At 64.1% G+C, this 15,400-nt stretch carries 13 protein-coding genes; 1 reads left to right on the forward strand and 12 read right to left on the reverse strand.

Annotation, left to right across the window (positions count from 1 at the left end):
• The 8 genes from U5A58_RS39800 to U5A58_RS39835 form a co-directional block, all read right to left on the reverse strand.
• On the reverse strand, window positions 1-226 hold a 226-nt coding region (locus U5A58_RS39800), incomplete at its 3' end, for an alcohol dehydrogenase catalytic domain-containing protein (RefSeq protein WP_321965376.1).
• A gap of 271 nt (window positions 227-497) precedes the next feature.
• Window positions 498-1,589 carry a porin gene (locus U5A58_RS39805; protein WP_321914933.1) on the reverse strand — a complete coding sequence of 364 codons (1,092 nt, stop codon included), beginning with the start codon at window positions 1,587-1,589 and terminating at the stop codon, window positions 498-500.
• An 86-nt stretch (window positions 1,590-1,675) separates the two neighbouring features.
• Complete coding sequence (locus U5A58_RS39810) at window positions 1,676-2,218, reverse strand: hypothetical protein (protein WP_321965377.1); 543 nt, start codon at window positions 2,216-2,218, stop codon at window positions 1,676-1,678.
• A 301-nt stretch (window positions 2,219-2,519) separates the two neighbouring features.
• Window positions 2,520-5,573, reverse strand: coding sequence for an efflux RND transporter permease subunit (locus U5A58_RS39815; RefSeq protein ID WP_321965378.1), 3,054 nt, complete (start codon window positions 5,571-5,573; stop codon window positions 2,520-2,522).
• Window positions 5,570-6,709 (reverse strand): efflux RND transporter periplasmic adaptor subunit, encoded by a 1,140-nt coding sequence (locus U5A58_RS39820; protein WP_321965379.1) that lies wholly within the window; start codon window positions 6,707-6,709, stop codon window positions 5,570-5,572. Before U5A58_RS39820 ends, U5A58_RS39815 begins: the two co-directional genes overlap by 4 nt.
• 5 nt (window positions 6,710-6,714) lie before the next feature.
• Window positions 6,715-8,061, reverse strand: a complete 1,347-nt coding sequence (locus U5A58_RS39825) for a TolC family protein (protein ID WP_321965380.1) — start codon at window positions 8,059-8,061, stop codon at window positions 6,715-6,717.
• 279 nt (window positions 8,062-8,340) lie between these two features.
• Window positions 8,341-9,258 carry a class I SAM-dependent methyltransferase gene (locus U5A58_RS39830; RefSeq protein ID WP_321965381.1) on the reverse strand — a complete coding sequence of 306 codons (918 nt, stop codon included), beginning with the start codon at window positions 9,256-9,258 and terminating at the stop codon, window positions 8,341-8,343.
• Between the two features lie 768 nt (window positions 9,259-10,026).
• Window positions 10,027-10,251: a hypothetical protein gene (locus tag U5A58_RS39835; protein WP_321914923.1), complete on the reverse strand. Its 225-nt coding sequence runs from the start codon at window positions 10,249-10,251 to the stop codon at window positions 10,027-10,029.
• Between the two features lie 329 nt (window positions 10,252-10,580).
• Between U5A58_RS39835 and U5A58_RS39840 the strand changes: the two genes are divergently transcribed.
• A complete protein-coding gene (locus U5A58_RS39840) occupies window positions 10,581-11,660 on the forward strand; it encodes an MBL fold metallo-hydrolase (protein WP_321965382.1) in 1,080 nt (359 codons plus the stop codon).
• Window positions 11,661-11,797: 137 nt separating this feature from the next.
• Here the strand turns inward: U5A58_RS39840 and U5A58_RS39845 are convergent, their stop codons facing one another.
• The 4 genes from U5A58_RS39845 to U5A58_RS39860 all read right to left on the reverse strand — a co-directional run.
• Entirely contained in the window at window positions 11,798-12,739 is a 942-nt protein-coding gene (locus tag U5A58_RS39845) for an electron transfer flavoprotein subunit alpha/FixB family protein (protein WP_321965383.1), read from the reverse strand.
• Between the two features lie 10 nt (window positions 12,740-12,749).
• A complete protein-coding gene (locus U5A58_RS39850) occupies window positions 12,750-13,499 on the reverse strand; it encodes an electron transfer flavoprotein subunit beta/FixA family protein (RefSeq protein ID WP_321965384.1) in 750 nt (249 codons plus the stop codon).
• A gap of 67 nt (window positions 13,500-13,566) precedes the next feature.
• Window positions 13,567-14,721 carry a CaiB/BaiF CoA-transferase family protein gene (locus U5A58_RS39855; protein ID WP_321965385.1) on the reverse strand — a complete coding sequence of 385 codons (1,155 nt, stop codon included), beginning with the start codon at window positions 14,719-14,721 and terminating at the stop codon, window positions 13,567-13,569.
• 135 nt (window positions 14,722-14,856) lie between these two features.
• Window positions 14,857-15,400 (reverse strand): 4Fe-4S dicluster domain-containing protein (locus U5A58_RS39860; protein ID WP_321965386.1); only part of this gene is annotated, 544 nt, incomplete at its 5' end.

Below are 15,400 nucleotides of genomic sequence, written 5' to 3' on the forward strand. Positions count from 1 at the left end.
ACGTCGACACGCCCTCGCCGACTTCGTGCACGACGCCCACGCCTTCGTGGCCGAGAATGCGGCCCGGCTCGCAGCTCGGCACGTCGCCCTTGAGAATGTGGAGATCGGTGCCACAGATCGTCGTTTTCGACAGCTTGACGATTGCATCGCCGGGGCCCTGCAAGGCGGGCATCGGCCGCGATTCGACCGCAAATTTGCCCGGACCGTTGTAGACCAGTGCTTTCATGGCGCCTCCATCGACAAACGGAAATACGCCGGCTCGCCGAGCGCCCTCCTTTCGGTGCGCTGGCGTCCGGCGAGCCTGTCTTCCGCTGCAAGGTTTGCATATTTCGATGCACGGCGAACGCCGTGAGCGGAATCGAAAAAGCGACAACATCGCCCTTGCAATCACGATCGTAGTACTTACGACCGAGGGACCGCTATCCAATGTCCGATGGCTGCGAAGTGATGGCGTGTACGTCTACGCGCTGCGCATGGTCTCGTTGCGCACGCGAACGCTAGAACAGATGCCGGATGCCGACCTGCACGCCGAATTCGCTCTGACCGGGTCCCGGCGTGAGAAACGAACCCGTCGTAATGCTGGCGCCCGCCATCTTGAACTGCGCGGTACCGTAGTTCTTCAACTCGGATACCGTGCCGTAGAGCCGCGTGCCCTTCGACAGATCGTAGTTGACGATTGCCCCATATTGCAGGGCGTCGTTGCCAAGGTGCGTGCTGTCCTTGGTGTAGGCGGCACCCGCGCCCACGCTGAAGAACGGCGAGAACCGGTAGTCGGCCGAAAGCGAATACGTGCTGTGCCAGTCCCCAGCCGTGTTGCCAACCGGACCCACCGTCGGGTCATATTTGCCCGCGGGGTTGCTGAGCGCGTTGCCGGTGGTAGCGGAAATCACGTCGTTGGCGCGGAAGTAACCGACGTAGATACGCCCCCACCCGTAGTCGAGATTGCCGCCCGCCATGAATTCCTGCACACGGTTGGAGGCCGTGGCATTCGCCGCATTCAAATACGCGAGCGCGAGATAAACCGGACCCTGGGTGGTCTGCACGCCGGCCTGATACACCGCATTGCCCGCGAGCGTGCCGGGCTGTCCGCCCACTGAATAGTGCAGCTCGACCTGCGTGCCCACGAACTTCGGCGAGATCCACGCAATATCGTTGTCCACGCGCGCCAGCCAGTTCGCGAAGTTGTTGTAGCCCGAGGCGTAAGTGGCCGCGCTGAAGGCGTCCATATTGCCGCTCCAGGCGAACATCGGCGTGTTCTGCCGGCCGAAGCGCACCTCGCCGAACCCACCGCCCACACCGACCCACGCCTGTCGATCGAAGAAGCGATAGCTGTTCTGCAACTTGCCCGTGCCCGGATCGAAGCCGCTCTCCAGCGCGAAATTCACGCGGTAGCCCCCGCCTAAGTCCTCCGTGCCGCGCAAGCCCCACCGGCTCGTCATCAAGCCGTTATTGCCGAGCACGGCGAGCGACGTGGTCTTGCCGGCGACTTTCGTGTTCTGGTAGCCGGCGAACACGTCCAGCACGCCATAAAGCGTCACCGACGATTGCGCCATTGCCGGCGTACTGGCGATGATCGCCGCACTGATCACCGACAAACTAAGGATTCCTCTATTTAACGGCATCGTCATATTCCCCTGTTGTGACTTTTTGATAGATCGGTGACGGTATTAAGGCGTCAGCGTGCGGGCCCGGTCGCGAGCATGCGCTTGACCACGAGTGCGAGCGGCACGGTGAAGCAAAAGTGCGACATGAAACCGCCGATGATGACGACTGGGTCGTAGTAGTTAGGATGGTTGTCGGATGCGATGCTGATCGCCACGTGCATGACGATCCAGGCAAGGATCGCGTAAAAGAGCGCGACGAACGTGGCCTCGTAGCCGCGGCGGCGGAAATACGGCCAGATCGCGGCGAACAGTACGCCCCAGCCAATGGCGAAGAAGAAATGGATGGCAGTCCCGAGGAAATACGCCCAGATACCGAGCGCCTCCTGTACGCCCTTGCCGAACACGAGGCCGGTGGCGTTGCGGGGAATGCCCGCAAGCGGCATGAGATGCTGGGCGCCAACCCAGATCAGCGCCTCGTAAATCCAGATGATCACCGCGCCCGTCAAGCCGCCGGCAATGCCGGCGCGCACAATTGCACCGAGAGTCGGCTTGCCGTCGATTGCCGTTCTCGTTCCTTGATATCCACCCTCACCTACGCTTGCATTGCCGCTCATCGCCATCTCCTCTTGTATTCCTGCACGAAATGATTTTTCGTCAAGATAGAAACGGTGAAAGCGGAAAACTACATCGGGTTAACGGCAAGCGAGAGGCGCTCCGCAAGCAAAAACACGCGCGCAAGGCGCGCCCGTGGCTCACGACGAGCCGCGCAGCGCCAAGCTGGGCAAGGCTTCGCGCGGACTACCCCTCGATGGCGGGAGTCTGGCAGACCGGGTTAGCGACCCGGCCGCCGATAAGAGAAATCGATACGGCGGAAACGACTTCGCAACGCCACGTCTGCAAACGCACTGCCGCCGCTCACCTGCCCTCCTTCAGCCGCAGCAGGAGGCGTAGCAGCACCGGCAGCACCAGCAGCACGAGCGGCATCTGCACGATCAGGCCCGAGATGATCGCAACGGCGAGCGGTTGCTGCATCGCGGAACCCTGGCCGATTGCGAAGGCAAGCGGCAGCAACGCGAGAATGGCTGCGATGGTCGTCATCGCGATCGGCCGCAGGCGGTTGCGGCCCGCGGCCTGCAACGCCTCCTCGAGCGGCATGCCGTCGTCGCGCACGAGCCCCTGAAACTCGGAGACATAGAAGATCGCCACCTCCGTCACGATGCCGACGATCATCGTCATGCCCATCATCGCGGAGATGTTCAGCTCGATGCCCGTCACCCACAGGCCGATGAAAACGGCGCCGGTGGCGAGCAGCGGCATCGCCATGACCGCGAGCGCCACACGAAAGCGTTCGTAGAGGAACAGCAGCAAGCCGAACACCAGCGCCACGGCTGCGCCGAATACCGCGAGCAGGCCTCTGAACGCGATCTGCTGTTGCTGGTACAACCCGCCAAGCTCGTAATAGACGCCCTTTGGCAGCAACGCGGAATCGGCGAGCGCGCGCTGCACGTCGGCGATGGTCGAGCCGAGGTCTCGACCATCAATGCGCGCCGTCACCGCCACCATGCGCTTGAGGTTGTCACGGCTGATCTCGGGCTGGCCGCTCACATGCACCGGGTCGGCAACGCGCGACAGCGCGAACACATGCCCGTCTGGCGCCCGCAACGGCAGGCGTGCGAGTTCGGTGTCCGTCATTTGCAGCGCGCCTTGCGCACGCACGCGCACGCCGACCGTCTTCGGGCCGTTCTGGAACTGCGTGGCGACGTTGCCGTCCAGCAGATCCGAGACCTGCTGCGCGATGGCCTGCGGGTCCATGCCCTCGGCGGCCGCCGCGTCGGGACGGATGCGCAAGTCGATGGCGTCGCCGGCAGGGTTAATGCCGTCGTTCACGTCGACGATGCCGCCAATCTTGCCGATGCGTGCGGCCACACGCTGCGCCGTCTTGTCGAGCACGTTTTGGTCGTCCGAGTAGATCTTGATCTGCACAGGCTGGGGAACCGCCGTGAGGTCGCCGATCAGGTCCTCCATCAACTGCGCAAGCTCGACGCTCACACCAGGCACGTTTGTTTCGATCTGCGAACGGATCTCCTCCATCACCGTGTCGATCGGCTCGCGGCTGCCCGACTTCAGGCGTACGAAGAAGTCACCCTTGTTCGGCTCGTTCAGGTCGCCGCCCAGTCCCGCGCCGGTGCGCCGCGAATAGGTGGCCACATTCGGATTCGCGCGAATGATCGCCTCGATTTGCTGCATCAGACGATCGGTTTCCGTGATCGACGTTCCCGGCTGCGTGTGATAGTCGAGCACGAAACCACCCTCGTCCATCGACGGCATGAAGCCGCTCCCCACGCGCGTGAACGCAAGCGCCGACAGCAGCGCGAGCGGCACGACAAGCGCGAGCACCCACATGGGCCGCGCGCTCACGCGCGAGACAAGCCGCGCGTAGGTCCGGTTCAGCCATGCGGCGAAACGCGTTTCGCGATGCTCCTCGGCGTCTTGCGCCGTGAGCCAGCGGTCGCAAAGAATCGGAATGGCAAGCCAGGTCACCAGAAACGAAATAAAGAGCGCGCTCGCCATTGTCACGGAAAGCGCCTTGAAGAACGCCCCCGTGACGCCCGAGAGAAACGCCAGCGGCACGAAGATGATCAGCGTTGCCGCTGAAGAGCCGGCGAGCGGCCGCGTGAATTCGAGCGCCGCGCTCATCACGCGTCCATGGAACGCCTGCGCGCCGGCTTCGCGCATGCGCCGCGCGATGTGCTCGATCATCACGATCGCATCGTCGATCACGAGGCCCACTGCCGCCGCCATCCCGCCTAGCGTCATGATGTTGAAGCCCATGCCGAACACGTCGAGCAGCAGAATCGTCGCGGCCATCACCACCGGCACGAGCGCCACGGCAATGAGCGTGATCTTCGTGTTGCGCAGAAACACGAAGAGCGTGAGCGCCGCGAGCACGATGCCAATCATGATGGCATCGCGCACGCTCGTGGCCGAGGCGATCACGAGTTCGCTCTGGTCGTACCAGTTCGCGAGCTTCACGCCTTGCGGCATCTGCGCGCCAAAGTCCTTGATGCGCGCGCGAATCGCTTGCGCCATCGCCACGCTGTTCGCGCCAGGCTGCTGAAAGACGTTGATCAGCACGGCGTCGTGACCATCGGCAGTCACGCGAATCCATTGCGGCACGGTCCCCCGAGCGACGGTGGCGACATCGCCGAGACGGATCTGCGTCGCGCCCGCGGAGGAAACGACTACGTTTTTCAGCGTATCGAGCCCGCTGAATGCTGAATTCGCTACGACGAGATAGAGCTTGTGGTGGTCCTCGATGCGGCCGGTGGCCATCAGCACGTTGCCCGCACCGATCGCACGCGAGACATCGGCGACCGAAAGCTTGTACGCCGCGAGGCGCGCCGGATCGACGGCAACCTCGAGTTCGTCTCGCGCCCCGCCCGTCACGTCCACGCGCGCCACGCCGGCAACCGAGGAAAGCAGCGGACGCAACTGGAACTGCGCGAGATCGTAGAGTTGCGAGAGCGACAATCGCGACGACGTCAGGCTGTACGCGAGAACCGGAAACACCGTCGGGTCCATCCGGCGGACCTGCATCGCGGTGCCGGGCGGCAGCGTGGCAAGGATCTCGGCGATGGCCGACTGTGCCTGCAACGTGGCTTGCGCCATGTCCGTGCCCCAGTCGAAATTCAGCGAGATCTCAGCCGCGCCGCGGCTCGTGCGGGATTCCACGTCGCGCACGTTCGGCACGCGCCGCAACGCCTCTTCCACCGGCATCGTGACGAGCGTCGCCATCTGTTCAGCGGGACGATCGCCCGCGTCGAGCGAGATCACGGCGCGCGGGAAAGACACGTTCGGAAAGAGCGAGATCGGCAGACGCAGCGCGGTGAGCGCACCCGCAAGCGCGGCAAGCGCGATCACGAACAGAAGCGAGCGCCGATGGCGCTGCATCCACTGGCTGAACGTCATCGCTTGCCGCCTTGCGCCACGCGCACGGCCATGCCGTCTTCCAGTTCGTAGTTGCCGACGACCACGAGCGGCCGCGAGACGTCGAGCGCACCATCCACGCCGTACGTATTGCCATGCTCGACCTTCACGACCACATCGACGCGGTGCGCCGTGTTGTTCGGCGCAACCTGATACAGATAGCTGCCCTTCGCGTCCTGAAGCACCGAGGCGCGCGGCACATTCCACCACGTGCCGGTCTGCGTGTCGATGTCGGCCCGCACGCGCGTGCCTGGCAGGAACGCGGTGCCCGTGAGCGGTACGTTCGCACCGACATTCACGAGCTGACTTTGCGCATCGATCACTGCGCCAACGAGCACGACGCGCCCTTGTGCACGCTGCGAACCGAGCGCGGCGGACAGCGGGCGCAACACGACGCGGTCGCCGGCGCGCAGCGTGAGCGCGTCGGCCGGTTCAACGCCTAGCGTTATGTTCGCGGCATGGCTCGCGGGACCATCGGTTGCAACAAGCTGGGCGAGCGCCGTGCCCGCCTGGATCTGGTCGCCCGGCACGGCGGCAAGCTGCGCGACCACGCCGGCCACTGGCGCGGTGACGGTTTTCGAACTCGCGGCGATGCCCGTCGCGCGTTGTGCGGCGAGCGCCTGTTGTGCGTCGTCGAGCGCCTTTTGCGCGGCGGCCAACTGCGATTGCGTGGCAAGACCGTCGTGCAAAAGCGCGCCGGTGCGCGCGAGTTCGCCACGGGCGAGCGTCGCGGCGCTCTGTGCCTGGGTATAGGCGATCACGGCGTTCGGATCGGCTTGCACGACGAAGAGCGGCGCGCCGCGCGCAACGGTCTGTCCGGACTGTACGAGCACGCGCGTGACGCGTGCGAGATACGGAAGGCTGACGGTCGTGGCGTTCGAGGCGGCCGATGCAACCGAGCCGAAAGCGACAACGGTTTGAGAAACCGGCTCGCGCGTCACGTGCACAACCTGCACGGCAGCAGAAGGCGCAGGTGTACTGCCCGTCGTGCCGGTGTCGTCTGCGCGCGCGGCATGCGGTGCGAACAGCACTGCGCTGGTGGCGAGCGCGGCCGCCCCGCCGAGTACGCAGACGGCGACACGCGCACGCGTGCCGTAATGGAAGCGTTGGTCAGTCATAGGGATCAACGTGCGACGATGGTGTTGGAGGACGCGCGCTCAGCAGTGGCGCCTCGCGCGGGTGGAGTCTGATACGGATCGGGAATCGCACTGCCGAGCAGCGCCTGGAGGCCAATGCGTTGTTCCGCTAGCGCTTCGCGCGCGGTGGCCGCGTCGATACGGCGCGCGAGCGCCGCGCTTTGCGCATCGACGTACTGCCCAAGCACGATGTTGCGCGCCGCATAGGCGTTGGCCGCCTGCGCGGCGGCGCGCTCGAGCGCTGGCAGCGCGGCGTCGTCCTGATCGAGCTGATGCGTGGCGATCGCGCTGTCCGCACGCAGGTGCGCGACATCCGCGTAAGCCGCGTTCAGGCGGGTCTGGTATTCGTCCGCCATGCGCTGCCGCGTCGCTTGCTCGATGGCGATATTGCCGCGATTGCGATTGAATACCGGCAACGTGAGATTGATTGCGAAGCCGCTCGTGTAGATTTCCGAAGTGTCGCGCTGCCGCGTAAAGCCCACCGAGAGGCTCGGAAACTGGCTCAAGATTGCGGCGCGGTACTTCTGCTCCTGCGCTTCGTAGCCTGCCTGAAGCGCAATCAGATCGGGACGGCGCTGCGCCAGCATCGCAATGGCGGAATCGAGTGTGCCATCGGCTAGCGGCGTGACTGTCGCGTCGCCCGCAAGCGCAAGCGTCGTGTCGGGCGCGAGTCCGAGCAGCGCGTTGAGGTCGTGGTGCGTCTGCTCGCGCGCGCGTTGCATATCGGTGTATTGCTTGCGAGCGTCTTCGTATGCGGTGAACGACGCAGTGACAAGGTCAGCCGTCACGTTGTGCTCGCTTGCCGCGCGCGCGGTGCGTTCGTAACGCGTGCGGGCCAGCTCCGTCTGCTGCCCGAGCAGCGGCAACACCTCGTCCTGAAAGCGCGCTCTCACGTACAGTTGCTTGGCCTGCGCCACGACCTGCCACTCCTGCCAGAGCAGACCGAGGTCGGTCTTGCGAACTGTGGCGTTGGCGGACTTCGTGTTGGCCCCACGCGTGAGAATCGCCATCACGTCCATGCTCAGGCCATAGCTGAACGCGCGCGAGAGCCCCACAGCGCCGGGATAATCGCTGGAAATGCTTACCTGCGGGTCTGGCAGGAGTCCTGCCGAAAACGCCTGCGCTTGCGCAATGCCAAGATCGTCGCGCGCAAGTTTCAGGTCGGGATTATTGGCGACGGCCAGCATCGCGACGTCTTCGATGTCAAAGCCGTCCGTGGGATCGAAGCGATGTGCTGCAAGCTCGGGCAACGGCATTTTCGCGGGATCGATCTGAACCCGTGCAAGCGCGTCCTGCTTGATCAACGAAGGCCCGGTAGCCAATGGCTGCGCCATGTAGCTTGCGCATCCGGCAAGCAGCGCGGCGCCCGATGTCAAAGCGACGAGCGTGGCACGCGAGCTAACAGGAATGGAGAGACGAAAGACGCGCGGCAACGTCGCGCGAGACTGCGGACTGGGCAAAATGCACTCCTTGAGCCAATCCCGCGCAGCATGAATGCGCGAGCCTGAACCTGAACGCAGACACCACACGTTCGTGGCGTAGCGTCAGGCATGCGGCGCATTCTGCAGGGTATACGCTTATGCAATCCTTAAGCAGGCGTTCGGGTGCAATACCTACGGCTTTTTCGCCGTCAGATACGCAATGCGCTCCGCGCCGAGCTGCGCCCCGCTTTCGAAAATCGCGCGCATGCGAGCCTCCAGGTACATGCGCTCATCGCCGGTAAACTCCTTCTCGAAAACCTCTTCCAGACTGGGCGCCAGCGGGTGAGGCGAGGTACGGCGAAACGTTTCCCAGGGAAGGCTGTCTTCCGTTCGCACTTCGATGTGCAATTCCAGATGAATGTCTGTGAATCCCGCGTCGATCGCGAAGCGCACAAGGTCGCGCTCACCGTAGTTCGTAATCGGCAGCGCGCGCGCTTTCTCCTCCGTGTCGGGGAACTGTGCCGCCCGGCATCGAAGCAGCAAGGGAAAGAACGGATCCTCGGTATTGAATGCACGGGCATCGACCAGTTGCTTGAGCATGCAGACCTCAAGCGCTTCGTCGCGCAAAATCGGCTCCGCGATGGCAAAGCGAGCGCCTGGCTTGAGTATGCGATAGAGCTCTCGCATCGCAGCGGGCTTGTCTTCCACATACGCGAGAACCGCGCGCATCGTGGCGGCATCGACCGCGTCATTGGCAATGCCTTCCAGCTTCTCGGCGCTGCCGTGCGTGAATGCGCACTGCCCTCTCACACCCAGACTTCTGGCGGTCTCTTCCGTGTGCCGCAGCAACGCAGACGAAACATCGGTCATGAGCACCCTCAGCGAGGCGCCGGCCCGTTCGATCGCGCGAAACCCCACGAAACCATCACCCGTGCCGATGTCGGCCAGTGTCATGCCCGGACGAAGGCGAACGTAATCCAGCACGCGGTCTGCGTATTTCGTGATCTCAGCACGGACGCGGTGCTCATGGGCGCGATCGTCGCCATGACGCTGCCGGAGCACCCATGTGGACCAGTTATCGTGAGTCACGTTGTTCGTAAGCGGCAGCAAGATAGATTTCCAGAGAAAACTTGAAAGATCTGCGGGATGGTAGCTTTGGATTCTGATGAACTCCTTATCGAAGCGAAATTCCCGACGTGGAGTCCCTATTTTTTCGATGGCAAAGTTTTACCCGCCTTTTACCTGAATAAAAGTCGCTTTCATTGCGGAAAATGCGGGCGAAGGCTTCGACAGGCAGGCGTACCAAGGCTTGAGGGCGAGGCATTATGAATGACGTCGATGCGAATCGAACCGTAGCTTATGCGAGCCTTAATTTGATTCCTTTTCGCGAAATAAATACTGCTTAAGTATTTGGCTTGCAAGGGAGCAGGCCAACAAGATTGGATGACGAGCGAAGCGTGTGACAGATGCTGTCTGACGACCGCGATGCACGCGCGTTTGTGATCCGCTTGCACGTCGCGCGAAAGCCGCGACGTGCAAGCCTGCCGCTTTTCAGCACGATCGCTACGCACACTCCATACGAGCTAGCAAAAAACATACTGTTGCGATAACTATTCTTATCACAATGCACCGATAGTTTATGAAAACTCTCCGTTCCAGAAACGTGCCAGAGTCGGCCGCCGCGTCGCTTGCGCGCGACGTCCTGAACGCGAACCAGGGGATTGCCTGCGCCGCGGCCAGCCACGGCAGCAGCAGGACGGGCCACGAAGACGGGGAATGATGTGAGCGGCACCATGTGCCGGGCGGCGCCACGGAGAACTTTATCTGCTGCACGTGCCGCAAAGAGATTGCGCGAACGCGCTTATCGCATGCGCGATTTCAGGACGCGAACGCGAGCGCCGCGTCTACCGGAAGATTTTCGAGCGCACGGCTGCCGTCGCGCAGCGCTTCGCTCTCGCCGTTGAAGGCCGTTTCGCTGTACGCGATGAGCTTGAAGCCACTACCCGCGCTGCGAGGGATGGTGATGCCCCAATGCCACCCTCCTTCCTGTTCGAAGACGTGCAGCTTTGGCGATGCATGCGATAGGTTTGATCGAGTCGTCATGTCACGCCCTCCTTTGCGAAAGCGTCGAGGTAGCCGGCAGACCAAGTCAGTGTAGGCATCATTTTGTTGCGGCGCAATAAATATCGACGTTGAGGGGCGATGCTACGCCATCCGGCGTCGTCATCTGGCAACAAAGCGAAACAGGCGGCAACGAGACGCAACAAGCGGAAACAAAAGTAAACAGGTGTAGGCAGTACGAAGTCGTGCCTCAGGCTCGCGCGTCATGCACTCTGCCCCCCCAAACGAAGGTGGGCGGCCACGCCGCGTTCGCGCTATCCTGCGCGATGCGCGCAAGTTTGCGCGCCCCATTTCCTTATGTGCCACGAAGCATGACTGAACGCACCGAAGACCTCTCCCACAGCCCGCAAACGGCGCTGCGCTACCCCTACGCAGAACCGCCTGCGCCCGGTTCGACCCTCGAGATCGCGCCGGGCGTGCGCTGGCTGCGCATGCCGCTGCCCTGGGCGCTCGACCACATCAACGTGTGGCTCATCGACGAGGCCGACGGTTGCGCGGTCATCGATACGGGCGCACGCACGGACGCTGCCACGGATGTGTGGCGCGCGATCCTCGCGCAAGGCGGCGAGGCGCGAGCGGCCTCCCGCGTGACGCGCGTGCTGGCCACGCATATGCACCCCGATCATGTGGGCATGGCCGGCTGGCTCACGCGCGCATTCGACTGCAGGCTCTGGATGACGCGCACCGAGTACTTCAACTGCCGCGTGGCCGCCGCCGACACGGGCCGCGAAGCGCCCGCCGATGCGCTCGACTTCTATCGCCGCGCGGGCTGGAGCGAGTCGGCAATCGATGTCTACCGCGCGCGTTTTGGCCGCTTTGGCCAGTATATCCACGCACTGCCAGAAAGCTTCCGGCGCCTGCAGGACGGCGAGGTCGTGCGCATCGGCGCGCACGACTGGCGCGTGATCGTCGGCATGGGGCATTCGCCGGAACACGCCTGCTTCTACTGCCCGGCGCTCAAGCTGTTCATTTCGGGCGACCAGGTGCTGCCACGCATCTCCTCGAACGTTTCGGTCTACCCGATCGAGCCCGACGCGGACCCCATGGCCCAGTGGTACGCCTCGTTCGACAAACTGCAACGCGAAGTGCCCGACGATGTGCTCGTGCTTCCCTCGCATAACGACTGCTTTTACGGGCTGCACGCGCGCATCGAGCGTTTGCGCCAGGGGCAGGACAAGAGCCTCGCACGCCTGCGCGCAACGCTCGCCGAACCACGCCGCGCCGTGGACGTGTTCGGTGCGCTGTTCGCGCGGCGCATTGGCGAGGACGATCTCGCGCAGATGAGCCTCGCGACCGGCGAGAGCCTTGCGTGCCTGAACTACCTGACCTACCGCGGCGAAGTGAAACGCGAACTGCGCGACGACGGCATGTACTGGTATTCACTCGCGTAAAAAAACGCGGGCATAAAAAATGGCAGGCAAGGCGCTTCGCACCCTGCCTGCCACAAGCCGCATCGACGGCACGCACCGGAAAACCCGGAAAATCTTCGGCGCGGCCAGTGACGCTTGCACTGGCCGCAGCGCATCGCCTAGAGCGTCGCCACCAGTTCAGGCACTGCCTCGAACAGGTCCGCTTCGAGGCCGAAATCGGCCACACTGAAAATCGGCGCTTCGGCATCCTTATTGATCGCCACGATCACCTTCGAGTCCTTCATGCCGGCGAGATGCTGGATCGCGCCGGAAATGCCGCACGCGATGTACACCTGAGGCGCGACGATCTTGCCGGTCTGCCCCACTTGCCAGTCGTTCGGCGCGAAGCCGGCATCCACGGCTGCGCGGCTCGCGCCAAGCGCGGCGCCGAGCTTGTCGGCGAGCGGCGTGAGCACGGCGTTGAACTTCTCGCTGCTGCCAAGCGCCCGACCGCCGCTCACGACGATGCGCGCATCCGCAAGCTCGGGCCGCTCGCTCTTCGTCACGACGCGTTCGACGAACGCGCTCAGGCCGCTGTCCGCAACCGCTGCGACACTTTCGACCTGTGCGGCACCGCCCTGCGCCGCTGCATCGAAGCCCGTCATGCGCACCGTGACGATCTTCACCGCTTCGGCGCTTTGCACGGTCTGAATCGCGTTACCGGCGTAGATTGGCCGCTCGAACGTGTCCGCGCTCACCACGCGCGTGATCTCGGAGATCTGCGCGACGTCCAGCAGCGCGGCCACGCGAGGCGCGACGTTCTTGCCCGCACTCGTGGCGGCAAAAAGGATGTGGCCATAATTGGCGGCCACGGCCAGCACTTGCGCGGCGACGTTTTCGGCGAGCGAATCGGCGAGTGCCGCGCCATCCGCGTGGAGCACCTTCGCAACCCCCGCAATGCGCGACGCTGCCTCTGCCGCGCCTGCCGCGTTGTGACCCGCCACCATCACGTGCACGTCATCGCCGCATTGGAGGGCGGCCGTCACCGTGTTGAGGGTGGCCGACTTGATCGAGACGTGGTCGTGCTCGGCGACGACCAGAACCGGTTTACCAGCAGTCATTTGCTTTCCTTCAGATCACTTTCGCTTCGTTCTTCAGCTTCGCGACGAGCGTCGCGACGTCGGGCACCTTGACGCCGGCCGCGCGGCCCGCGGGCTCCGCGGTCTTGAGCGTGGTGAGGCGCGGCGCGACGTCCACGCCGAGTTGCGCGGGCGTGGTCGTGTCGAGCGGCTTTTTCTTGGCCTTCATGATGTTGGGGAGCGTCGCGTAGCGCGGCTCGTTCAGGCGCAAGTCGGTCGTCACGATGGCCGGCAGCGCAAGCTGCACGGTCTCGAGGCCGCCGTCGATTTCGCGCGTCACGCGTGCTTTGCCCTCTGCGATCTCGACCTTGCTCGCGAACGTCGCCTGCGGGCGCGCGGTGAGCGCGGCCAGCATCTGGCCCGTCTGGTTACAGTCATCGTCGATGGCCTGCTTGCCGAGGATCACGAGCTGCGGCGCTTCCTTCTCGATCAGCGCCCTGAGGAGCTTGGCGACGGCGAGCGGTTCGAGCGCGGCATCCGTCTCGATCAGCACGCCACGGTCGGCGCCGATCGCCATGGCCGTGCGCAGCGTCTCCTGGCATGCGGCAGGACCGCACGACACGGCAACCACCTCGCTCGCCACGCCCTGCTCCTTCAGCCGCACGGCCTCCTCAACTGCGATTTCGTCGAACGGATTGATGCTCATCTTGACGTTCGCGAGATCGACGCCCGAACCGTCCGCCTTGACGCGAACCTTCACGTTGGCGTCCACCACGCGTTTGATTGCTACCAACACCTTCATGTCTTCCTCCAGATCGATACATTCGATGCCGCCGCTCGATACGCACAATCGCGCCGTGCAGCGTCACTTACTCCTGATAACCGAGCCCATGCTCTCGCATGCGCGCAATCGTCCCTTCGTCGAAGCCCCAGTCGAGCAGCGCGGCAAGGCCGTGTTCGCCTCGCACCGGGGCCTGGCGGCCGATGGCCGAAGGCGTAGCCGAGAAGCGCGGCGCGGGCGCCGGCTGCACGACGCCGTGCGCCTCGACAAAGCTTGCGCGCGCAACGTTGTGCGGATGCCTCGGCGCTTCGGAAAAACCCAGCACGGGCGCGACGCAGGCGTCACTTCCCTCGAACACGGCGCACCATTCGTCGCGTGTACGCGTGAGGAACGCCGCCTCGAAATGCTGGCGCAGCACGGGCCAACCGTTGCGGTCGTGCTGTTTCGGCAGGTCGGCATGGGCAAGCCCGAGTTTGTCGAGCAACTGCGCATAGAAGCGCGATTCCACCGCGCCCACTGCCATGTAGTGGCCATCTTTCGTGAGATAGCTGTCGTACCAGGGCGTGCCGCCGTCGAGCAGATTGCTCTCGCGCGCTTCGCGCCAGTTGCCGGACGCGATCAGCCCCCACACGACCGAGCCGAGTTGCGCCGCGCCCTCGACCATCGCTGCGTCCACCACCTGCCCCGCGCCGCCGCGCTGCACGTTGCATAGCGCCGCCACCACACCGAGCGCGAGCAGCATGCCACCGCCGCCATAGTCGCCCACGAGGTTCAGCGGCGGCACCGGCGCCTCTCCTGCGCGCCCGATGCCGGAAAGCACGCCCGAGAGCGCGATGTAGTTGAGGTCGTGGCCGGCGCGCTGTGCGAGCGGCCCGCTCTGCCCCCAGCCGGTCATGCGGCCGTACACGAGTTTCGGATTGCGCGCGAGCGCCGCTTCGGGGCCGAGGCCCAGCCGCTCCATTGCGCCGGGGCGAAAGCCCTCGATGAGGACATCGGCCTCGGCAATCAGGTCCAGTGCGACCTGTGCCGCTTCGGGACGCTTGAGGTCGAGCGTGATCGAGCGGCGGCCGCGCCCCGTCACATCCACATGCACGCCCTCGCGCTTTGGCCCGAGATCGTCGGGGGCGACGGGCCGGTTCACGCGGATGATGTCCGCCCCCATGTCGGCCAGCAGCATCGTGCCGAAGGGAGCCGGGCCGATTGCCTCGAACTCCAGCACGCGAAAACCGCTCAATACGCCCATTCCCTGTCTCCGTTGCGTTGTTGCCGTCACGATGAACATACGGCAAACCGTCGCAGTTGAACCCACCCGGTAGCGGTGGGTGGAGCCGGCGCAAGGGAATGGTTCTACAAGGGGCGCGAACGCGCGGCCCCGCGCTTACATGTTCGGGTAGTTCGGACCGCCGCCGCCTTCCGGCGTGACCCACACGATGTTCTGCGTCGGGTCCTTGATGTCGCAGGTCTTGCAGTGCACGCAGTTCTGCGCGTTGATCTGCAGACGATGGTCGTCCTGCTCGTCCTTCACGAACTCATAGACGCCTGCGGGGCAAAAGCGCGCCTCGGGGCCGGCGTAAGTCGTGAGGTTGATACCGACGGGCACGCTCGCATCCTTGAGCGTCAAGTGCGCGGGCTGATTCTCATCGTGGTTCGTGTTCGAGATGAACACCGAGGAGAGCCGGTCGAACGTGAGCTTGCCGTCAGGTTTCGGATACTCGATTGGCTTGCACTGCGAAGCCGGTTTCAGCATCTCGTGATCGCGGTGCTGGTGATGCAGCGTCCACGGCACGTTGCCGCCCAGCAGCTTCTGCTCGATGCCCACCATCAGCGTGCCGAGATACAGGCCCTTGCTCATCCACTGCTTGAAGTTGCGCGCCTTGTACAGCTCCGTGTAGAGCCACGACTGCTTGAACGCTTCCGGGTAC

Source organism: Paraburkholderia sp. J7, from assembly GCF_905220155.1.
Classification (GTDB): domain Bacteria; phylum Pseudomonadota; class Gammaproteobacteria; order Burkholderiales; family Burkholderiaceae; genus Paraburkholderia.

What these genes read in the sequence shown, in the direction of transcription:
- U5A58_RS39855 (WP_321965385.1), bottom strand. Translation starts at nt 14,721, where the DNA reads ATGGGCGTATTGAGCGGTTTTCGCGTGCTGGAGTTCGAGGCAATCGGC.
- U5A58_RS39825 (WP_321965380.1), bottom strand. Translation starts at nt 8,061, where the DNA reads ATGGCGCAGCCATTGGCTACCGGGCCTTCGTTGATCAAGCAGGACGCG.
- U5A58_RS39850 (WP_321965384.1), bottom strand. Translation starts at nt 13,499, where the DNA reads ATGAAGGTGTTGGTAGCAATCAAACGCGTGGTGGACGCCAACGTGAAG.
- U5A58_RS39845 (WP_321965383.1), bottom strand. Translation starts at nt 12,739, where the DNA reads ATGACTGCTGGTAAACCGGTTCTGGTCGTCGCCGAGCACGACCACGTC.
- U5A58_RS39815 (WP_321965378.1), bottom strand. Translation starts at nt 5,573, where the DNA reads ATGACGTTCAGCCAGTGGATGCAGCGCCATCGGCGCTCGCTTCTGTTC.
- U5A58_RS39810 (WP_321965377.1), bottom strand. Translation starts at nt 2,218, where the DNA reads ATGAGCGGCAATGCAAGCGTAGGTGAGGGTGGATATCAAGGAACGAGA.
- U5A58_RS39820 (WP_321965379.1), bottom strand. Translation starts at nt 6,709, where the DNA reads ATGACTGACCAACGCTTCCATTACGGCACGCGTGCGCGTGTCGCCGTC.
- U5A58_RS39840 (WP_321965382.1), top strand. Translation starts at nt 10,581, where the DNA reads ATGACTGAACGCACCGAAGACCTCTCCCACAGCCCGCAAACGGCGCTG.
- U5A58_RS39835 (WP_321914923.1), bottom strand. Translation starts at nt 10,251, where the DNA reads ATGACGACTCGATCAAACCTATCGCATGCATCGCCAAAGCTGCACGTC.